Below are 18,954 nucleotides of genomic sequence, written 5' to 3' on the forward strand. Positions count from 1 at the left end.
TAGGAACCATGTGTGCGCAGGTCGTGCTGGCCGAGGACGACGCGAAGCAGGCCGAGCTCGTCCGCCGGTACCTCGAGCGTGAGCACCACCAGGTCGTCGTGGTCGGCGACGGCCGGTCCGCGCTCGAAGAGGTCCGCCGGCTGCAGCCCGACCTGCTCGTGCTCGACGTGATGCTGCCCGGGGTCGACGGCCTGGACGTCTGCCGCATCCTGCGCCGCGAGTCCGACCTCCCCGTGCTGATGCTGACCGCGCGCACCGAGGAGGACGACATGCTGCTCGGTCTCGACCTCGGCGCCGACGACTACATGACCAAGCCGTTCAGCCCGCGCGAGCTCGCCGCCCGCGTCCGCACCCTGCTCCGCCGCAGCCGCCCCGCGGCGAGCAGCACCGAGCCGGACCAGCTGCTCCGCGTCGGCGGCCTCACGATCGACCTCGCCCGCCACGAACTGTTTGCCGACGGCAAGAAAACGGCCTGTACGCCGGGCGAGTTCCGGCTGATCGCGACGATGGCCGCCAGACCGCACCGGGTCTTCACCCGGGCCCAGCTGCTCGAGCAGCTGCACGGCATCGACCAGTACATCACCACCCGCACGATCGACACCCACGTGCTCAACCTGCGCAAGAAGATCGAGCCGGAGCCGCGACGCCCGGTCCGCCTGCTCACCGTGTACGGCGTCGGCTACAAGCTGACCGACAGCTGACATGCCGGCCCGCAGGAGCATCCTGGTCCGGCTGCTCGCGGGCGCCGTCCTGGTCTCGCTCTGCTCGATCGCCGCGACCGCCTGGCTCGCCGCCCGCAGTACGACGGTCGCCATCCAGCAGGAGCAGGGCCGCGCGCTCGCCGACGACAGCAAGATCTACGACGCCCTGCTCGGCTACGCCGCGACGCACGCGGCCTGGCCCGGCGTCGGCAAGCTGATCGAGCAGCTCGGCCGCGAGACCGGCCGGCAGATCACGCTGACCACCAACGACCGCACGCTGATCGCCGGACCGGCCACGGACCTGGCCAGCGCGTCGTCGGTGGCGATCGACCCGTTCGCCGTCGACCCGGACCTCGGCGGCGCCGAGCGCATCGATCCGCGCGTGGTCGGCCCGTACAAGCTCAGCGCGGCCGACCAGAAGTACCTCGGCGACATCGCCCAGCGGGTGCTGAGCTGCGTCCGGACCAGGACCGGCGTCGGCACGATCGTGACGGCCCCGACCGGACGCCCGAAGATCGTCGGGGTCGGCGACGCGACCGTCAACGCCTGTGACACCAACGGCATCCTGGACGCGCTGACCGTGTCGGAGCGCAAGCCGTACTCGCAGCTGCAGACGATGATCAACACCTGCCTGGTCGCGCAGAACATCCAGTACACGATCAAGCTGCAACCCGACCTCACCTGGACCGTCTTCGACCCCGCCGTCAGCGCCCCGGCCCCGCAGCAGGCCGTCCCGAGCGAACGGATCGAGGGGTGCGTCACGCAGTCCAAACGCGCCCAGCTCGACCCGTACGTCGCACCGCTGGCGCGCCTGTTCGTGAACACCCCGAGCCGCGCCGAGGCCGGGTTCGACCTCTCCCCGGCGAACCAGAAGCGGATCGCCGGAGTCGCCGCGGCCGTCCTCCTGATCACGGTGATCATCACCGTCGCGGGCGGCTTCCGGTTGGTGCAGCCGTTGCGGGCACTGACCCGGGCGTCGCGGCGGATGACCGGCGGCGACGAGTCGGTCCGGGTCCGCGTCCGCGGGAGCGACGAGATCGGGCAACTGTCGGCGGCGTTCAACGAGCTGGCCGACAGCCGCGCGCGCACCGAATCGTTGCGCCGGGCAATGGTGAGCGACATCGCCCACGAGCTGCGGACGCCGCTGAGCAACATCCGCGGCTGGCTGGAGGCGGTCGAGGACGGCGTGACGAAGCCCGACCAGGCGTTCATCCAGTCGATGAGCGAGGAGGCGGCGCTGCTCCAGCACATCATCGACGACCTCCGCGACCTGGCCACCGCCGACGCCGGCAACCTGCGCATCCACCCCGAGCGGGTTCACCTGCCCACGCTGTTCGAGCAGGTGGTTGCAGCCCACCACTCAGAGGGCGTCACCCTCAGCCAGACTTCCCCGGATCTCGAGCTGGACGCCGACCCCGTACGGCTGCGGCAGGTCCTCGGCAACCTCGTCGCCAACGCCCTGCGCTTCACCCCCGCCGGCGGATCCGTCCGTCTGGAAGGCCGCCGAGAAGGCACCGACACCGTCATCGACGTGATCGACACCGGCACCGGGATCTCCCCCGACGACCTGCCCAAGGTCTTCGACCGCTTCTGGCGCGCCGAGCAGTCCCGCAACCGCCACACCGGCGGCAGCGGCCTCGGCCTGGCGATCGTCCGCAGCCTGGTCGAGGCCCACCACGGTCAGGTCACCGCGACCAGCGTGCTCGGCGAAGGCTCGACCTTCACGATCCGTCTGCCGAGCTAGCCTCCCGGTGCATCCGGGCGAACTCGTGCCGGAACTGCGGCCGCTCGACGATCTGCTCCGACCACGGCAGCTGCACCCGTACGACGCCGCCCGCCACGACGGTCACCGCGAAGACGGCGCCCGCCGGGTCGATGGTGGCCAGCTGCACGCTGACCGCGTCCGGGTGCCCGCCGAGGGCGCGGACGATCTGCAACGAGTCGTCCGCGTGGTCCTCGTTCATGTGCCGCAGCACGGCGGCCACGATCTCCGGCGTGAACGGTTCGGTCATCCCCGCACCTTCTTCCGTCGAGCCACCAGCACGAGTGCGCCACCCGCGAGCAGCAGCACGCCACCCACCACCGGCAACCAGAACGCCGCACCACCTGTGCTCGCCAAGGACGAACCGGTCGGCTTGGTGGGCACATCGCTGATCGGCAATTCGGACGGCTGGCTGCCGGTCGGGGTGGCAGTAGGAGTGGGAGTCGGAGTGGCGCTTGGTGGTACGGAAGCCTTCACCGAGAAGGAACCAGTAGCGGCAACCCCATTCCCCGCGGACAACGTCATCAGGTGCTTGCCCACCGCCAACGAGGCCGGCACCTTCCACCGGAAGCTGACGGTGCCGTCTTGTCCGACCGTCTGTTCACCGACCGAGCCGGCTTGACGACCGCTCTCGAACTGCAGCGGGATCCTCACGTCGAAGGCCCGGTTGCCCGTCGAGCGGTGATCGGCCCTCAGGTAGAGGACACAACCGTTGGGAGCTTCGGCGCACTTTGTGTGCTCGTCGGACGACTTCACCTCGACCGACGTCCGGGCGACCTTGTCGGCGCCGATCGGCACGACCAACTCCTCCGACCCGGCGTACGGGAAGTTCGTGATCCACTGCGACGTCCCCGACGCGCCCGTCATGTCGGCACCACCGATCGCCGGTGACGCCTGCTGGCCCGAGCCGTTGTCGACCGCTGTCAGCAGGTAGAACCCGCTCGGCGCCGCGGCCGTGTTCGCCTTGCTGTTGGTCAGTCCGGTGACCCGCGCCAAGACCTTCGCCCCGTCCGCGACCACGAGCTTGCCCTCAGCAACCTTCACTCCGGCGCCGCTGACGACCACCGACTGTCCACGGGCGTTCGTGAAAGTGAACTCCGGCACCCCCGGCGTCGACTCCGCGTCAACGACGGCGCTGACCCGAGCACCCGCCGGAAACCCGGTCCCCTCGATCGACAGCTCAGCGCCCGGAGCCACCGCATCCGGCGACACCTTCACCGCGGGATCGACCGCCGCCGTCACCGTCAGTACGGCGGCCGCCGACGTCGCCGACCCCGCCTCGTTGCTGAACACCGCGCGGTACCGCGACCCGTTGTCCCCCGCAACCACCCCGGCGAGGCTGACGGAAGGCGTCACCGCGGACGGCGACGCGATCGGAGCCCAGCTCTTCCCCTCGTCAGCGCTGCGCTCCCACTGCACCGTCGGCGTACCGGTCGCGGCCGCGGTGAACGTCACCGTGTCCCCGGCCACCACCGAGACGGCGACGGGCTGCTTCGTCACCACCGGCAGCACTGGCTGCGGCCCGGCCGGCTGGAAGGTGATCTTCCGGAACACGTCCTGCGACCGATCGTCGCGGTGGTCGACCACCGAGTTGTCCGAGGCCAACGGCGAGTTGAAGCTCGCGATGTGGCAGGCGACCGCGAGGCAGTCGACGTCGGCGCCCTCGTTGGTGAACGTCACCGTGGTCTCGACCGACGCCTCGAACGTCCCCTCAGCGGTGGTCACGACGCGCTGCGCGCCCGAGAACGGCGACGGGTTCGACTCCCCGACGACACCCTGCGGCGTCTGCGCGACGTACAAGGCACGCTGCGGCGCGAAGCCCGCCCCCTTCACCACGACGGCCTGGCCGTCGGCGAGGTCGGCAGCAGGCGTCACCGTCAGCACCGGCGCCTCAGTGTTGCCGAAAGCAACGACCTTGAGCAGCTCCTGCGTCGCGTTCGGTAAAGCTCCACCCGCCGCGTAGGTCGCGACACCGTACGTCCCGGTCGCCGTAGAAGCGGGCTTCACGGTCAGCGTGGTCTCGAACGTGCCGTCCGGCGTCAGCGTCACGTACGCCGGGTTGGCGCCACCCGGCCGGGACGCGTCGGGCAGCGCCCACTTCTGGTCGAGCACGCGCCGCGCCTCGGGGGCCGCGTTCTTGGACGGCTGCCAGACGTGGTCGAAGCTGCCGAACACGACGTACACGCCGGCGGGCAGACCGGGCGTGACCGGCGGCCGGGTGGACGGGTTGGACGCCGGGTCGTAGCCGCTGCCGCGGACCGTGACGGTCGCGCCGGCGGCGGGCACGGCGCCGAGCGGGTTGCCGTCGGCACCGAACAGTTCGAGCTTCGGCGTCCAGACCGGCGCGGTGGTGAGCTCGACCGAGAAGCTGATCGGGTCGAGCGCCGTACCGGCGGTGTAGAAGTTCGCGAACGCCGGGACGCCGGCCTCGGTCAGCTTGGTCGGTGCGGCGGTCACCGTGGCGACGCCGTCCTTCACGACGACCGGGTGCGTGCTGAAGTCGACGTCGGCGAGCACCACGTCGTCGTACGTAGCAGGCTGGCCGGTCTCCAGACTCTTGCTGACCACGTCCGCGACGACCGTGCCGGTGCTGCCGGTGGTGGTGATCCGCACCTCGGTGACGGTCATCTCGAGCAGCGGGTTGCCGGCCTGCATCTCGTGGCCCTTGAAATAGACGCCGCCGGTGAAACCGACCTGCTCGGCCGTACCGCTGCCGCCCGGGAACCGGAAGGTGTTGTCGGCATTGCGGGTCGCGGGCTCGCGCATCGTGATCGAGCCGTGCGCGATCGGGCCCTCGATGTAGGTACGGAACGATGCCTTCAGCCCCCAGTCGAGGGTGTTCAGCGGCGGACCCTCAGGGTCGGGGTCACCGCCGCCGGCGAACGTCACCGGTACGGCGAGCTCGTGGGCCGCGTTGACCGCGGAGCCGCCGGGGTAGGTGTAGACACCGTAGTTGCGCGGGTTCTCGGCGACGGTCTTCGCCTTCACCTTCACCTCGAACGTGCCGTCGGCGTTCAGCAGCACCAGGCGAGGCTTCTGGTTCGGGAAGTCGGTGCCGACCTGGTCGAACGAGGTCTGCGGGAGCGCCCACTTGGTGTCGATCAGCGTGCGCGTCGTCGAGTCCGCGCCGGCGGACGGCCGCCAGGTGTCGGCGAACGAGCCGAAGACGACGTACACGCCGGCCGGCTGTCCCGGGGTCACCGGAACGCGGGTCGAAAGGTTGGCCGCCGGGTCGAAGCCGGTTCCCCGCACAGTGAGCTCTTCACCGTCGGTCACACCAGTGGTCTTGGAGACCTCCAGCTTCGGCTCGAAGGCAAGAGCATCAGGAGTAGGCGCAGCCACACCAGGAAGAGCAGAAGCAGAAACAACGGCCAACGAGGCAAGGGCAACCAGCACTACACGAATAAGGTCTCGGCGAGAGGTCATGGGGCCTCCCGGTCTGGACTGAGGGGTGGAGGGAGCGAAGCGACCGGAGCGACGAGGGAAGACCGGGAGACCAAGCCCCATGACCACGCCGGTGCCGAAGGCCCGGCCAAAAAGTACGGTCATGCGGTGGGCTCCTTGCGGCGGCGGGTAGCGACGATGGTGGTGGTACCGACGGCAGCCAGTACGGCGGCGGCGACGAGCAGCGTCATCGTCGTGCCGCCGGTGTTGGCGAGCGGGCCGTCCTGCTGCTTGACCGGCGTGCTGGGGTCAGTGGCGGGCGGCTTGACGATCGTCGAGGACTTCGGAGTCGTGGGCGTCGGAGTCGTGGCCGTCGGCTTCGACGACGAAGCACCGGCGAAGGTGACCGGGATCAGCACGTCCGCCGTACGGTCGGCCGTGCGGGTGTGATCGGCGCGGGTCCCGATCACGCACCCGTTCGGCGCGACCTTCCGGTCCAGACAGTTGGTGAACTGGTCCTTCGCCTTCACCGTCAGCCGGACCTCGAACGACCCCTTGCCCCCACTCTGCGTGAATGGCGTCGCCAGCCCCTCGCCGTACGACGGCGGGTTGGACGAGATCCACGCCGACGTCCCGGAGGCGCCCTGCATGTCCACCCCTCCCAGGCAGGGCGACGGCAGTTGCCCGGGGCCCTTGCTCACGCAGAACGCGACGTAGATCCCCTTGTTCAGGTCGAATCCCCGGCCACGCACGGTGACGGAGGTCCCGTTCGGATCCAGTCCCTGACTGCGCGACACGGTGACCACCTGCCCCTGCGGCCCGGTCGCGGCCGGTACGGCGGACGCGACGGAGCTCCCCCAGACCAACCCCCCAACCCCTAAGACCACAATTCCAGCGACACTTTTATAGGTAAGCCTCACCTAACTTAGGTTAACCTAAGTCTCGTGACCTCACCATCGGGCCCGACGGCCACCGCTCAGCCGCCGTTCTCGCAGCGACTCCGGGAACGGAGTCTCAGCCTGCACCGAGACGCCGAAGGGAGCACCTACCTGACCGCGCTGACCAGCGGCCATCTCGACCTCGGCGCGTACGCCGCCCTGGTCGCCCAGCACGCGGTCATCTACCAGGCTCTCGAACGCGTCGGCGCCGGTCTGGCCGACGACCTGGTCGCGGGCCCGTTCCACTTCCCGCAGCTCAATCGCAGCCTGGTACTCGAGGCCGACCTCGCCTACCTGCGATCGGTCGGCGTCGAGATCCCCGAGTCGACCGCCGCGACGCTCCGGTACGCCGGGCGCCTGGAGGAGCTGGCGACCTGGCCGGGTGGGTTCATCGCGCACCACTACGTCCGCTACCTCGGCGACCTGTCCGGCGGGCAGGCGATCGGCCGGCTCGTCGCGTCGGCGTACGGGCTGGACAAGAACGGCGTGCGGTTCTACACGTTCGAGCAGATCCCGGCGGTGAAGCCGTTCAAGGACCGCTACCGGACGCTGCTCGACGAGACCCCGTTCGACGTCCGGGAGCAGGACCAGGTGCTCGAAGAGGTGCTGCTCGCCTACCGCTTCAACGTCGACGTCCTGGCGTCCCTGGCCGAACTCGTCCAGCCGCCGGTCGCGTCGTGAACGTACGCCGGTCGCTCGCCGTACTCCTCGCGGCCGGGCTGCTCGCCACCAGCGGCTGCGGCGCCCCCGCCGCCTCGCAGGAGGTCGCGGCGCCCGGTGTCGTCGACGCCTGCCTGCCTGCGGTCAAGGGTTTCGCGATCAGCACCGACGCCGACGGCAAACCGTTGCCCAAGGCAACACCAAGTACCGGCGGCAGCGATCCCCACACCTTGTCCGGCCCGTCGACCGCCACGCTCGCCGACCACTCGATCCACCCCGTGCAAGGCGACCAGCCGAGGCTCCCCGTCGCCGTGAAGTCCTGCGACGGCCGGCAGGTCCAGGTCAAGGACACCAGCCGGATCATCCCCGTCGACCTCTACGGGACGCTCGCCGAGATCGTCTTCAGCCTCGGCCTCGGCGACCAGGTCGTCGGCCGCGACACCTCCACCGGTCTCCCCGAGGCCGCCGCGCTCCCGAAGGTCACGCCGTCCGCGCACGACCTGAACGCCGAGGCGATCCTCGCGCTCGACCCGACCGTCGTACTGACCGACAAGAGCATCGGCCCGCCCGAGGTGCTCGCCCAGCTGCGCGCGTCCGGCGTCCCGGTGATCTTCTTCGACGACGCCCGCACGATGGACAACATCCCGAGCCAGATCCGCGCGGTCGCCGGCGCCCTCGGCGTGCCCGAGCGCGGTGAGCAGCTGGTTCGCCGTACGCAGGACGAGATCGTCAAGTCCCTCGGCCTCGCGCCAGCCACCGGCAAGCCGCTCAGGATGACGTTTCTGTACGTGCGCGGCTCCGCGGGCGTCTACCTGATGAGCGGTCCCGGCTCGGGCGCCGACGCGATGATCAAGTCGATCGGCGGCGTCGACACCGGCACCGACATCGGGCTGACGAAACCGTTCGTCCCGCTCACCAGCGAGGCACTGATCCGGTCGCAACCCGACCTGATCATCGTGATGACCGAGGGGCTCAAGTCGCTCAAGGGCGTCGACGGGCTGCTCGAGCTGCCCGGCATCGCCCAGACTCCGGCCGGCCGGCACCGCCGGATCGTCGACATGAACGACACCGAGCTGCTCAGCTTCGGCCCGCGCACCGGCCGCACGGTCGAGGCGCTGGCCAAGGCCGTCTACGCCCCGTGAGGCGTTTACGGTCCGCCGGTCTGCTGACCGGCCTCGCAGTCGCCCTGCTCATCATCTCTGTCGTCGCCGCCGGTGTCGGGCAACTGCCCATCCCGCCAGCAGAAATCATCGGTTCGGTCATGCACCGCATCGACAGCGGGCTGGAAGGCCTGCTGCACCTCGAGCTCCCGCTCGACCTCGGCCCACTGCCCCACCATCCCCAGGGCGACAACGCCTTGTGGAAGGTTCGTTTTCCACGGGTGGCGCTGGCCGTGCTCGTGGGCGCGTCGTTGGCGACCGCGGGCGCGCTCATGCAAGGCGTCTTCGGCAACCCGCTGGCCGAGCCGTCGGTCGTCGGCGTCTCCTCCGGCGCCGCGGTCGGCGCCAGTCTGGTGATCGTCACCGGCATCACCTGGCTCGGCCACTGGACGATCGCGGTCGCTGCCTTCACCACCGGCCTCGCGACCACCCTGCTCGTCCACAGCCTGTCGCGCGCCGGCCGCCGGACCGAGATCGTCACGCTCGTCCTCACCGGTATCGCGGTCAACTCGCTCGCCTTCACGCTGATCTCGTTCGCGACCTTCATCGCCGACACCAGCGCCCGTGAGCAGCTCGTCTTCTGGCAGCTGGGCAGCCTCAACGGCGCCACCTGGCAAGGAGTCTCGGCAGTTGCCCCCTTCACCCTCGTCGGCCTGGCCGCCGCCTTCGTCCTGGCCAAACGACTCGACCTCCTGGCGCTCGGCGACCGCTCCGCGGCCCACCTCGGCGTCGACGTCGAGAAGCTCCGGCTGGTCGCGATCGTCGTGGTCGCCCTGCTCGTCGGCGCCAGCGTCGCCTTCAGCGGCATCATCGGCTTCGTCGGGCTGGTCGTCCCGCACCTGATCCGGATGATCGCCGGCCCCGGCCACCGATTGTTGCTCCCGGCAAGTGCTCTGGCCGGTGGCGTGCTGGTGATCTGTGCCGACCTGCTGGCCCGCACGCTGATCCGCAACGCCGACCTCCCGATCGGCATGATCACTTCCCTGGTCGGAGCGCCGTTCTTCTTCTGGCTGCTCAGAAGAACCCGTGCCAGCCAAGGAGGCTGGGGATGAGACGCCGCCTGCCCGACCGCCTGCCGGCCGGTACGGCGATCGCCGCCGCCCACGACATCTCCGTGAAGCTCGGCGGCACCCAGGTCCTCGACCAGGTCACGCTGGCCGTCCGCACCGGCGAGGTCCTCGCCCTGGTCGGCCCCAACGGCGCCGGCAAGTCCACGCTGCTCGGCGTACTGAGTGGTGACCTGCCACCCGAGCAAGGCAGCGTCGAGCTGCACGGCGAACCCCTCCAGCACTGGTCGCCGGTCGAGGCCGCCATGCGCCGCGCCGTGATGGTGCAGCAGGCAACGATCTCGTTCCCGTTCCCGGTCGGCCAGATCGTCGCGATGGGCCGTTCACCGTGGGACGGCACAGAACGCGCCGACCGCGACGAGGAAGCCATCCGTACGGCGCTCGACCGCGCCGACGCCGAGGCCTTCACCGGCCGCGTCTTCAACTCCCTGTCCGGCGGCGAACGCGCCCGCGTCTCACTCGCCCGGGCGCTGGCCCAGGAGACCCAGCTGCTCCTGCTCGACGAGCCGACAGCGGCTCTCGACCTGCACCACCAGGAGGACGTCCTCCAGCTCGCCCGCCGGCGGGCGGCCGCAGGCGATGCCGTCGTGATCGTCCTGCACGACCTCAACCTCGCCGCGGGCTACGCGGACCGCATCGCCGTCCTGTCCCAGGGCCGCCTGGCGGCGTACGGACAACCCACCGAGGTCCTGACGGCCGAGCTGATCACCGACGTCTACCAGCACCAGGTCGAGGTCTGGCCGCACCCGACGACCGGCGCCCCGATCATTCTTCCGGAACGTTCCGCGCGGCCGTGATGATCGGGTCGGTCTCGTCGTCGAACTCCCCGATCACCTCCTCCAGCAGGTCCTCCAGCGCGACCACACCCACCGGCCGCCCATCCTCCTGGCTGTGCAGATCAATGACGGCGGCCAACTGCGACCGCCGTTCACGCATCACCCGGATCGCTGCCGCCACCGGCGTACTCGCGGGCAGCTCCAGCGGTGCGGTCATCAGGTCGAAGGCGTGCAGCGTCTTGCCGCCACCGGTCGTCGCCCGGGCCGCGTCCCGCACGTGCACGATCCCGCACAGCGTCCGCGTCTCGACCGACACCACCGCGAGCCGCGACCGCCCTTGCTGCCGACTGGCCAGCTCGACCTCCCGCGCCGTCGCCTCGGCCCGGACCGTCGCCAGCTGAGCCGTCGGCGTCATCACCTGCGCGACGGTCGTGTTCTGCAGCGCGAGCATCGCCGTCAGCAGGTCGTGCTCGGCGGCCTCCAGCGTGCCGTGCTCACCGGACGACTCGATCAGCAACCGCAGCTCGTCCGGCCCGTGCGCGTTGGCGATCTCGTTCTGCGGCGTGACGCCGACGGCCCGCACGCACACGTTCGCCATCCAGTTCAGCACCACCAGCAACGGCCGGAACACGTAGGTGAACCCGCGGAACGGAAGCGCGAGGATCAGCGCCGACCGCTCCGGATCGCTGATCGCCCACGACTTCGGTGCCATCTCGCCGAGCAGCACGTGCAGCAGGCCGATCCCGCCGACGGCGATGATCAGCGCGATCACGTGCCCGACGTTCTCCGGCAGGCCGACCAGCTCGAAGAGCGGGTGCAGCAGATGGGCCACGGCCGGTTCGGACAGCGATCCGAGTCCCAGCGTGCACAGCGTGATCCCGAGCTGCGCGCCCGCGAGCATCAGCGACAGCTCGCTCACTCCGGCGATCGCTGCTCGGGCGGCGCGGCTCCCTTCGGCCGCGGCCTGTTCGAGGCGGTGCCGCTTCGACGCGACCAGCGCGAACTCGGCCGACACGAAGAACCCGTTGCAGACCAGGAGAACCAGCGAGATCAGCAGCGCGACCGTCGTACTCATGAGAGCCGCTCCAGGACGATCAGGCCGGGCACGTGCCGCAGTACGGTCTGCACTGTCACTCGGGCACGCTCCGGCGGCAGCTGCCGCCCGTCGTGGTCGAACCGCACCGGCAACGGGATCACCACTTCGTCACCGACCACCGGGACCCGCCCGAGCCGCGCCATCACCAGTCCGGACACCGTGTCGTAGTCCTCGTCCTCGGGCAGTGAGATCCCGGTCCCTTCCTCGACCTCGTCGAGCCGCCAGCGGGCCGGCAGCGCCCAGCTCCCGTCGCCGTTGTCGATCAGGTCGCCCTCGGGCAGGTCGTCCTCGTCCCGGATCGGCCCGACCAGCTCCTCGGCGATGTCCTCCAGCGACACCACCCCGGCGAAACCGCCGAACTCGTCGACCACGATCGCCAGCTGGCGGTGCGTCGTACGAAGCTGCTCCAGTACGACGGGCAGGGGCAGCGTGTCAGGAATGACGACCGGCGGCGCCGCGAGCGACCCGGTCGTCACGTGGTGCCGGTCGCCGGGCTCCACCTCGACGACGTCGCCGATCGCGATCACCCCGACCACCTCGTCGACCGAGGACGCGACCACCGGGAACCGGCTGTGCCCGGTGTCGAGCAGCTCGACCACGCGGGTCAGCGGGTCGTCCTCGTGCACGGTGATCACGTCCACCCGCGGCACCATCACCTCGCCCGCGAGCCGGCCGCGGAAGTCGAGGCCGCGATCGAGCAGCCGGGTGGTGTCCTGGTCCAGCAGGCCTTGCTCGTACGACGTGGCGATGATCCGGTCGAGGTCCTGTGCGGTCGCGCCCTGCGGCAGCTCCTCGACCGGCTCGATGCCGACTCGGCGCAGGATCCGGTTCGAGGTGGTGTCGAACAGGTGGATGACCGGCCCGAACACGGTCAGGTACATCAGCGTCGACCGGGACAGCCGCAGCGCGATCGCCTCGGCCCGGGCGATCGCCAGGTTCTTCGGGGCCAGTTCGCCGAACACCATCTGGATCACCGTGGCCAGCAGCAGCGCGGCGATCACCGACACGGTCAGGCTGACACCCTCCGGCATCCCGGCCGCGCCGAACACCTTCTGCAGGCCCTCACCCAGGTAGGGCTCGGCGAAGTACCCGGCCAGCAGCGCGGTCACGGTGATCCCGACCTGGGCGCCGGAAAGCACGAACGACAGCCGGGCGGTGACCTTCAGAGCCCGGGCCGCGGCCGCGTTCCCGTCGTCGGCCAGTCCCTGCAGCCTGTTGCGGTCGACCGCGACGTAGGAGAACTCCTGCGCGACGAAGTAGCCGGTGGCAACGGTCAGGGCCAGGATCAGCGCGAGGCCGATCAGGATCAGCATGCACCGACCCTACCGGCGAAACCTTCAGGAGAACTCGAGGCCCTGCAGCACGGCGGGGTCGGTCGCGTCGAGGCCTTCCTCGGCCGCCTTGGCGTACCAACGCATCTGCTCGGCGTCGCGGCCCTCGGCGGGCCGGCCGGCGATCCAGTACGCGACCGTGTGCAGGTCGTCGCGCTGCACGGCCAGGTCCTTCAGCAGGTACCCGCGAGTCGCCCGCCCGCGTCAGCCGCCTGATCTCGGACCTGATCGTCCGGCTCATGACATCTCCTCACCAGGCCATGGACCGTATGGTTTAGCCAAGGCTAACCTAACCGTTATGAGCCTCGGCGTGGATCCCGGTCTTCAGACCGGCCTGGAGTTGGTACGGCGACCGATCACGGCGACCGTGCTGGCGAGAACCGTGCTCAACCGCCGGCTGATCAGGGTCACCGTCAGCGCCCCGGAGCTGGACCGGTTCGAGTACGCCGGGCCCGACCACCTGGTCCGGATCTTCCTGCCACCGCGCCCGGGCGCGGACCTGGTGCTCCCGCAGACCGAGCGCTGGTGGCCCGAGCTGCAGGACCTGCCGGAGGCGAGCAGGCCGATCGTACGCAACTACACCGTGCGGGCGTTCGACCCGGCCGCTCGTCGGATGGGCATCGACTTCGTCGTGCACGGCACCGGCCCGGGCTCGACGTTCGCGCGGTCCGCCTCCCCGGGCGACCGGCTCGGCATCCTCAGCGACGGCGCCGACTACGCGCCGCCGCAGGACACCGACTGGCAACTGCTGGTCGGCGACGAGACCGCGCTGCCCGCGATCGCGGCGATCATCGAGCAGCTCGGGCCCGACGACCGCGCGATGGCGTTCCTCGAGGTCGGCGACCGCGACGACGAGCTGCGGATCCCGCGGCACCCCGGCGTACGGATCCACTGGCTGCACCGCGGCGAGGCCCGCCCCGGCGCCACCGACCTCCTGCTCCGCCGGCTGCGCGAGACCGCCCTCCCGACCGGCCGCGCCTACGCCTGGATCGCCGGCGAGTCCTCGCTGGTCACGTCGGTCCGGCGCCACCTCGTCACCGAACGCGGCCTGGACAAGCCCCAGATCTACTTCTGCGGCTACTGGCGCCGGATGGAAGTCTGACCTCGACCAGAATCCCGTCGGTCAGCTCGTGGGCGACGGGGGCTTTTGAGGAGATGCCGAGTCCGTTGCCGGATCGACGGCGGGGGCGTTGGCGCGTTCCTCGGCCGTCGGCTCGACCGGGGCCAGATCCAGCTTCGCCTCGCGGGTGACCTTCTTCAGCTCGACCAACGCCTTGGCCGTGTTGCGGGTCAGCTCCGGCAGGCGGTTCGCGCCGAAGAGCAGGACCACGACGACCAGCAGCACGATCCACTCGCCGCCTTCGGGCAGCGCCAGCAGTGTGTCCATCGAATGCCTTCTTTCTCCCCGACCACGCTAACCCCGACCGGCAAACGTAGGCTTCACGGCATGGCCGGAACCCTGCCCGAACTCTTCGCCGCCGCGGTCCGCCGCGACGGCGCCAGTCCGTTCCTCACCCACTACGACGACGTCACCGGCGAGCGGATCGAGCTCAGCGCGGTCACCACCGCGAACTGGGTCGCCAAGACCGCGAACCTGCTCGTCGACGAGTACGAGCTCGAACCGGACGAGACCGTCGCGATCGGCCTGCCGCCGCACTGGCTCGGCGTTGTCTGGGCGCTGGCGACCTGGTCGGCCGGCGCGTCGGTGACCACCGGCGAGGGCGACCTGGCGATCACCGGCCCGGACTTCCGGGTCCGCGGCCGGCGCGAGTCGATCGCGTCCGCGCTGCTGCCGCTCGGCGGGCGCTTCCGCGAGCCGGTGCCGGACGGCGTGCACGACTACGGCGCCGAGGTCTACAACCACCCCGACCTGTTCGTGCCGTTCAACCCACCGGCGGCCGGCACTCCGGCGTACGACGGACGCACGCACGCCGAGGTGATCGCGGCCGCGGCGCCGATCGCCGAGCGGGTCCTGGTCACCCGCGACCTGGTCGACCCGGCCGGGCTCGAGCTGCTGGTCGGGGTGATCTCCGGGGGTGGTTCGATCGTGCTCTGCCGCAACCTCGACCCGGCCAAGCTGGAGCGCCGGCTCGCGGACGAGAAGGTCGACCGAGTGGTGGAGGACTGATGGTGCAGCGGTTCGAGGGCAAGGTCGCGCTGGTCACCGCGGCGGCGCAGGGCATCGGGGCCGCGGTCGCGCGGCGGATCGCGGCCGAGGGCGGCCTCGTGGTGCTCGCCGACCTGCAGGAGGACAAGCTCGCCGACGTGGTCGGCGAGCTCGGCGCGGACCGTGCGCTGGCGGTGAAGCTCGACGTGACCAGCCGCGACGAGATCGACGCGGCCGTCGCGGCGGCGGTCGAGCGCTTCGGGCGGCTCGACGTACTGGTGAACAACGCCGGCGGCTGCATCGTCAACTCGAAGCCGGAAGACACCGCGGCCGAGGACTGGCACCGCCAGCTCGACCTCACGCTCGTCAGCGCCGCGCAGTGCGTGCAGTCGGCGCTCCCGCACCTGCTCGAGTCCCGCGGCAACGTGGTGACGATCAGCTCGGTGAACGGACTGGCCGCCTTCGGCAACACCGAGTACTCCGCCGCCAAGGCCGGTCAGATCGCGATGACCCAGAACTTCGCCGCCCGCTTCGGCGGCCGCGGCGTCCGCTTCAACATCGTTGCCCCCGGCACCATTCGGACGCCGAACTGGGACACCCAGCCCGACGCGCTGGTCCGGCTCGCCAAGCTGTACCCGCTGGGCCGCGTCGGCGAGCCCGAGGACATCGCGGCCGCCGTCGCGTTCCTCGCCTCCGACGACGCCGCCTGGATCACCGGCCTCACTCTCCCGGTCGAAGGCGGAGTCCTGCTCGGCGCCGCCGCCGTCAACCTCGCCGCACCCCTCGAAGTGCGGTAGAGCTTGACCTTCACATTGATGTGAAGGCCTAGCGTCCTGTGCCATGACCCAGCGACGCGCCTCGATCATCCACGGCTACGGGGCTTCCCCCGACGACCACTGGTTCGGGTGGCTGGCCGGACAACTCGACGCACGCGGGATCCCGGCCAGCATCCCGCTCCTCCCGAACCCGCTGGGCCCGGACCCCGCCCAGTGGGCGGAGGTCGTCAGCGCCGACGTGGGAACCCCTGACGAGAACTCGATCGTCGTCGCGCACAGCCTGGGCTGCCTGACGGTACTGCGCCACCTGCGATCACTGACCACCCCGTGGCGCCTCGGCACCCTCGTACTGGTCTCCGGCTTCGTCGACCACCTGCCCGCGCTTCCGGAGCTGGACACCTTCGTCGCAGACGGCTGCGACACCGACGGCCTCGGCAACCACGTCGACCGGCTGACGATCATCCGGTCGGACGCGGATCCGTACGTTCCCCCCGCTCACACCGACCACCTGGCCGGCCTGCTCAGGACGTCCGCACAGGTCGTCCCCGGAGCCGGTCACTTCCTCGCCTCCGACGGCGTCACGTCGCTCCCCGAGGTTCTCGACGCGATCGCGACGTCTCACGGTGTGGACGTTGCGCGGAGTGAAAGTGCAGTAACTCTATCGTCTTTGTATGACTGACACCCCGAGCTGGTCCTTCGAGACCCGGCAGATCCACGCTGGCCAGACGTCCGACCCGACCACCAAGGCTCGGGCGCTGCCGATCTACCAGACGACGTCGTACACCTTCGACAGCACCGACCACGCGGCCGGCCTGTTCGGGCTGCAGGAGTTCGGGAACATCTACACCCGGATCCAGAACCCGACGCAGGACGCCGTCGAGCAGCGGATCGCCAGCCTGGAAGGGGGAACGGCCGCGCTCCTGGTCTCCTCCGGGCAGGCCGCGACCTCGCTCGCGCTGCTCAACGTCGCGGAGGCCGGCGACCACGTCGTCAGCAGCCCGAGCCTGTACGGCGGCACGTACAACCTGTTCCACTACACGTTCCCGAAGCTCGGCATCGAGGTGAGCTTCGTCGAGGACCCGAGCGACCTGGAGTCCTGGAAGGCCGCGATCAGGCCGAACACCAAGGCGTTGTTCGGCGAGACGATCGCGAACCCGAAGAGCGAGATCTTCGACGTCGAGGGCATCGCCGGCGTCGCGCACGAGTTCGGCGTCCCGCTGATCGTCGACAACACCGTCGCCACGCCGTACGTGCTGCGTCCGCTGGAGCACGGCGCCGACGTCGTCGTGCACTCGGCCACCAAGTACCTGGGCGGTCACGGTACGGCGATCGCCGGCGTGATCGTCGACTCCGGCAAGTTCGACTACGCCGCGAACCCGGAGCGCTTCCCCGGCTTCAACCAGCCCGACGAGAGCTACCACGGCCTCACCTACGGCACCGCGCTCGGCGTCGGCTCCGACCTCGGCAACCTGGCGTACATCCTGAAGGCCCGCGTCCAGTGGCTGCGTGACCTCGGCACGGCGGTGTCGCCGTTCAACGCGTTCCTCATCGCCCAGGGCCTGGAGACCTTGTCGCTGCGGATCGAGCGGCACCTGGACAACGCGCTCAAGGTCGCGCAGTGGCTCGAAGCCCGCGACGAGGTGGACAGCGTCGCGTACGCGAGCCTGCCATCCAGCCGGTACTACGAGCTGGCGCAGAAGTACACGCCGCGCGGCGCCGGCGCCGTGGTCGCGTTCGAGATCAACGGCGGTGTCGACGCGGGCAAGCGGTTCGTGAACGCGCTGCAGCTGCACAGCCACGTCGCCAACATCGGTGACGTCCGGTCGCTGGTGATCCACCCGGCCTCGACCACGCACAGCCAGCTGTCCGCCGAGGACCAGCTCGCCTCCGGCGTCACCCCGGGCCTGGTCCGGCTCGCCGTCGGCCTGGAGCACATCGACGACATCCTCGCCGACCTCGAGGTCGGATTCGCCGCGGCCAAGTCGGCCTGACCCCCGTGGACCAGGATCGCCCACCCGAGGCGGATCCCTCACCAGGTCAGGTGGCCGGTGAGTGGCGGGTGGGCGATCCTGCCGGCGCCCGGCAGTTCGCGGCCGTCGGCGCACTGCCGTTGGAGTACGGCGCGACGCTGCCCGACGTGACGATCGCGTACGAGACCTGGGGGCGGCTGAACAGCGGCGGCGACAACGCCGTACTGATCTGTCATGCGCTCACCGGGGATGCGCATGTGGTCGGTCCGACCGGTCCGGGGCAGCCGACCCCGGGCTGGTGGGACGGGCTGATCCCGGCGTACCTGAACCCGGACGACTTCTACGTCGTGGCGGCGAACGTGCTCGGTGGGTGCCAGGGCACGACCGGTCCGTCGTCGCAGGCGCCCGACGGGCGGGCGTGGGGCAGCCGGTTCCCGGCGATCACGATTCGCGACCAGGTCGCCGCCGAGGCCTTGCTCGCCTCCGCGTTGGGAATCGAGCGCTGGGCAGGAGTGATCGGCGGCTCGATGGGTGGGATGCGGGCGCTCGAATGGCCGTTGCTCCATCCGGAGCGGGTCGCGACGGCCGTCGTACTGGCGTCGACCGGGTACGCGACGGCCGAGCAGATCGCGTGGTGCGCGCCGCAGCTCGCCGCGATCGAGGCCGACCCGCACTGGCACGGCGGCGACTACTACGCGACCGGCGAGGCGCCGACTGCCGGGCTCGGCATCGCGCGCCGGATCGCGCACGTGACCTACCGGTCCGAGTACGAGCTGGCGACGCGCTTCGGCCGCAAGCCCCAGGGCGACGGCCGGTACGCCGTCGAGTCGTACCTCGACCACCACGCGACGAAGCTGTCCGCGCGCTTCGACGCCGGCTCGTACGTCGTGCTGACGCGCGCGATGAACTCGCACGACATCGGCCGGGACCGCGGCGGCCTGGGCCAGGCCCTCAAACCGTTGCAGGCCAAGCTCGTGGTTGCCGCCGTCGACTCCGACCGCCTCTACCCGGCCCGCCTGTCCACCGAACTGGCCGAGGCGACCAACGTTCCACTGCACCTGGTCAAGTCGCCGTACGGGCACGACGGCTTCCTGATCGAGCTGGAGCAGGTCGGCCACCTGATCGCGGAGGCGCTGACGCGGTAAGAGATCCTATGAACTATGGCGACGACCTGTGGACAGTCCGTGACCATCCCCCTACGCTGTGCGGAATTCATCGGATCTCTG

The 18,954-nt window shown here is 70.3% G+C and carries 19 protein-coding genes; 12 read left to right on the plus strand and 7 right to left on the minus strand.

Annotated features, from left to right (window positions below; translation table 11 throughout):
- The first annotated feature begins 8 nt into the window (after positions 1-8).
- Complete coding sequence (locus tag ACLQ2O_RS41535) at positions 9-701, plus strand: response regulator (protein WP_425843336.1); 693 nt, start codon at positions 9-11, stop codon at positions 699-701.
- Position 702: 1 nt separating this feature from the next.
- Positions 703-2,445 (plus strand): sensor histidine kinase, encoded by a 1,743-nt coding sequence (locus ACLQ2O_RS41540; RefSeq protein ID WP_425843338.1) that lies wholly within the window; start codon positions 703-705, stop codon positions 2,443-2,445.
- Here ACLQ2O_RS41540 and ACLQ2O_RS41545 read toward each other — a convergent pair.
- The 3 genes from ACLQ2O_RS41545 to ACLQ2O_RS41555 all read right to left on the minus strand — a co-directional run bounded on the left by ACLQ2O_RS41545 (position 2,423) and on the right by ACLQ2O_RS41555 (position 6,713).
- The gene (locus ACLQ2O_RS41545; protein ID WP_425843340.1) at positions 2,423-2,713 is read right to left on the minus strand and encodes a DUF2470 domain-containing protein; all 291 of its coding nucleotides are present in this window, start codon (positions 2,711-2,713) and stop codon (positions 2,423-2,425) included. The genes ACLQ2O_RS41540 and ACLQ2O_RS41545 overlap by 23 nt on opposite strands.
- Positions 2,710-5,805, minus strand: a complete 3,096-nt coding sequence (locus tag ACLQ2O_RS41550; RefSeq protein WP_425843342.1) for an HtaA domain-containing protein — start codon at positions 5,803-5,805, stop codon at positions 2,710-2,712. The genes ACLQ2O_RS41545 and ACLQ2O_RS41550 overlap by 4 nt, the downstream gene beginning before the upstream one ends.
- A 203-nt stretch (positions 5,806-6,008) precedes the next feature.
- Entirely contained in the window at positions 6,009-6,713 is a 705-nt protein-coding gene (locus ACLQ2O_RS41555; RefSeq protein WP_425843344.1) for an LPXTG cell wall anchor domain-containing protein, read from the minus strand.
- Between the two features lie 78 nt (positions 6,714-6,791).
- Here ACLQ2O_RS41555 and ACLQ2O_RS41560 point away from each other — a divergent pair, with 78 nt between their 5' ends.
- The 4 genes from ACLQ2O_RS41560 to ACLQ2O_RS41575 are packed head-to-tail and all read left to right on the plus strand — an operon-like array spanning position 6,792 to position 10,469.
- Positions 6,792-7,466, plus strand: a complete 675-nt coding sequence (locus tag ACLQ2O_RS41560) for a heme oxygenase (biliverdin-producing) (RefSeq protein WP_425843346.1) — start codon at positions 6,792-6,794, stop codon at positions 7,464-7,466.
- A complete protein-coding gene (locus tag ACLQ2O_RS41565; RefSeq protein ID WP_425843348.1) occupies positions 7,463-8,587 on the plus strand; it encodes a heme/hemin ABC transporter substrate-binding protein in 1,125 nt (374 codons plus the stop codon). Before ACLQ2O_RS41560 ends, ACLQ2O_RS41565 begins: the two co-directional genes overlap by 4 nt.
- Entirely contained in the window at positions 8,584-9,657 is a 1,074-nt protein-coding gene (locus ACLQ2O_RS41570; protein ID WP_425843350.1) for a FecCD family ABC transporter permease, read from the plus strand. The genes ACLQ2O_RS41565 and ACLQ2O_RS41570 overlap by 4 nt, the downstream gene beginning before the upstream one ends.
- On the plus strand, positions 9,654-10,469 hold the full coding sequence (locus tag ACLQ2O_RS41575; RefSeq protein ID WP_425843352.1) for a heme ABC transporter ATP-binding protein: 816 nt from the start codon (positions 9,654-9,656) through the stop codon (positions 10,467-10,469). Before ACLQ2O_RS41570 ends, ACLQ2O_RS41575 begins: the two co-directional genes overlap by 4 nt.
- Here the strand turns inward: ACLQ2O_RS41575 and ACLQ2O_RS41580 are convergent.
- From ACLQ2O_RS41580 to ACLQ2O_RS41590, 3 genes are read right to left on the minus strand one after another with little or no spacing between them, the layout of a single operon-like run.
- Positions 10,438-11,523 carry a hemolysin family protein gene (locus tag ACLQ2O_RS41580; RefSeq protein WP_425843354.1) on the minus strand — a complete coding sequence of 362 codons (1,086 nt, stop codon included), beginning with the start codon at positions 11,521-11,523 and terminating at the stop codon, positions 10,438-10,440. The two genes, ACLQ2O_RS41575 and ACLQ2O_RS41580, sit on opposite strands and share 32 nt — an antisense overlap.
- Positions 11,520-12,857 (minus strand): hemolysin family protein, encoded by a 1,338-nt coding sequence (locus ACLQ2O_RS41585; protein ID WP_425843356.1) that lies wholly within the window; start codon positions 12,855-12,857, stop codon positions 11,520-11,522. The genes ACLQ2O_RS41580 and ACLQ2O_RS41585 overlap by 4 nt, the downstream gene beginning before the upstream one ends.
- A gap of 24 nt (positions 12,858-12,881) precedes the next feature.
- On the minus strand, positions 12,882-13,037 hold the full coding sequence (locus ACLQ2O_RS41590) for a hypothetical protein (RefSeq protein ID WP_425843358.1): 156 nt from the start codon (positions 13,035-13,037) through the stop codon (positions 12,882-12,884).
- A 136-nt stretch (positions 13,038-13,173) separates the two neighbouring features.
- Between ACLQ2O_RS41590 and ACLQ2O_RS41595 the strand changes: the two genes are divergently transcribed.
- Positions 13,174-13,977 carry a siderophore-interacting protein gene (locus ACLQ2O_RS41595; protein ID WP_425843360.1) on the plus strand — a complete coding sequence of 268 codons (804 nt, stop codon included), beginning with the start codon at positions 13,174-13,176 and terminating at the stop codon, positions 13,975-13,977.
- Positions 13,978-13,998: 21 nt separating this feature from the next.
- Here the strand turns inward: ACLQ2O_RS41595 and ACLQ2O_RS41600 are convergent, their stop codons facing one another.
- Complete coding sequence (locus tag ACLQ2O_RS41600) at positions 13,999-14,262, minus strand: Sec-independent protein translocase subunit TatA/TatB (RefSeq protein WP_425843362.1); 264 nt, start codon at positions 14,260-14,262, stop codon at positions 13,999-14,001.
- A 60-nt stretch (positions 14,263-14,322) separates the two neighbouring features.
- On the opposite strand from ACLQ2O_RS41600, the gene ACLQ2O_RS41605 reads away from it, so the two are divergent.
- From ACLQ2O_RS41605 to metX, 5 genes are all read left to right on the plus strand, one after another.
- Complete coding sequence (locus ACLQ2O_RS41605; protein ID WP_425843364.1) at positions 14,323-15,003, plus strand: TIGR03089 family protein; 681 nt, start codon at positions 14,323-14,325, stop codon at positions 15,001-15,003.
- Positions 15,003-15,779, plus strand: a complete 777-nt coding sequence (locus ACLQ2O_RS41610) for an SDR family NAD(P)-dependent oxidoreductase (RefSeq protein WP_425843366.1) — start codon at positions 15,003-15,005, stop codon at positions 15,777-15,779. The genes ACLQ2O_RS41605 and ACLQ2O_RS41610 overlap by 1 nt, the downstream gene beginning before the upstream one ends.
- Before the next feature lie 43 nt (positions 15,780-15,822).
- The gene (locus ACLQ2O_RS41615; protein ID WP_425843368.1) at positions 15,823-16,437 is read left to right on the plus strand and encodes an RBBP9/YdeN family alpha/beta hydrolase; all 615 of its coding nucleotides are present in this window, start codon (positions 15,823-15,825) and stop codon (positions 16,435-16,437) included.
- Positions 16,430-17,749, plus strand: coding sequence for a bifunctional o-acetylhomoserine/o-acetylserine sulfhydrylase (locus tag ACLQ2O_RS41620; RefSeq protein WP_425843370.1), 1,320 nt, complete (start codon positions 16,430-16,432; stop codon positions 17,747-17,749). Before ACLQ2O_RS41615 ends, ACLQ2O_RS41620 begins: the two co-directional genes overlap by 8 nt.
- A gap of 68 nt (positions 17,750-17,817) precedes the next feature.
- Positions 17,818-18,873, plus strand: coding sequence for a homoserine O-acetyltransferase MetX (gene metX / locus ACLQ2O_RS41625; RefSeq protein ID WP_425843372.1), 1,056 nt, complete (start codon positions 17,818-17,820; stop codon positions 18,871-18,873).
- Positions 18,874-18,954 lie beyond the last annotated feature (81 nt).

Source organism: Kribbella sp. DT2 (genome assembly GCF_049844575.1).
Lineage (GTDB): Bacteria > Actinomycetota > Actinomycetes > Propionibacteriales > Kribbellaceae > Kribbella.

Excerpts from the sequence above, each read along its gene's own strand:
- ACLQ2O_RS41535 (WP_425843336.1), top strand. The coding sequence starts at position 9 with ATGTGTGCGCAGGTCGTGCTGGCCGAGGACGACGCGAAGCAGGCCGAG.
- ACLQ2O_RS41540 (WP_425843338.1), top strand. The coding sequence starts at position 703 with ATGCCGGCCCGCAGGAGCATCCTGGTCCGGCTGCTCGCGGGCGCCGTC.
- ACLQ2O_RS41545 (WP_425843340.1), bottom strand. The coding sequence starts at position 2,713 with ATGACCGAACCGTTCACGCCGGAGATCGTGGCCGCCGTGCTGCGGCAC.
- ACLQ2O_RS41575 (WP_425843352.1), top strand. The coding sequence starts at position 9,654 with ATGAGACGCCGCCTGCCCGACCGCCTGCCGGCCGGTACGGCGATCGCC.
- ACLQ2O_RS41580 (WP_425843354.1), bottom strand. The coding sequence starts at position 11,523 with ATGAGTACGACGGTCGCGCTGCTGATCTCGCTGGTTCTCCTGGTCTGC.
- ACLQ2O_RS41585 (WP_425843356.1), bottom strand. The coding sequence starts at position 12,857 with ATGCTGATCCTGATCGGCCTCGCGCTGATCCTGGCCCTGACCGTTGCC.
- ACLQ2O_RS41595 (WP_425843360.1), top strand. The coding sequence starts at position 13,174 with ATGAGCCTCGGCGTGGATCCCGGTCTTCAGACCGGCCTGGAGTTGGTA.
- ACLQ2O_RS41600 (WP_425843362.1), bottom strand. The coding sequence starts at position 14,262 with ATGGACACACTGCTGGCGCTGCCCGAAGGCGGCGAGTGGATCGTGCTG.
- ACLQ2O_RS41605 (WP_425843364.1), top strand. The coding sequence starts at position 14,323 with ATGGCCGGAACCCTGCCCGAACTCTTCGCCGCCGCGGTCCGCCGCGAC.
- ACLQ2O_RS41610 (WP_425843366.1), top strand. The coding sequence starts at position 15,003 with ATGGTGCAGCGGTTCGAGGGCAAGGTCGCGCTGGTCACCGCGGCGGCG.
- ACLQ2O_RS41615 (WP_425843368.1), top strand. The coding sequence starts at position 15,823 with ATGACCCAGCGACGCGCCTCGATCATCCACGGCTACGGGGCTTCCCCC.
- ACLQ2O_RS41620 (WP_425843370.1), top strand. The coding sequence starts at position 16,430 with ATGACTGACACCCCGAGCTGGTCCTTCGAGACCCGGCAGATCCACGCT.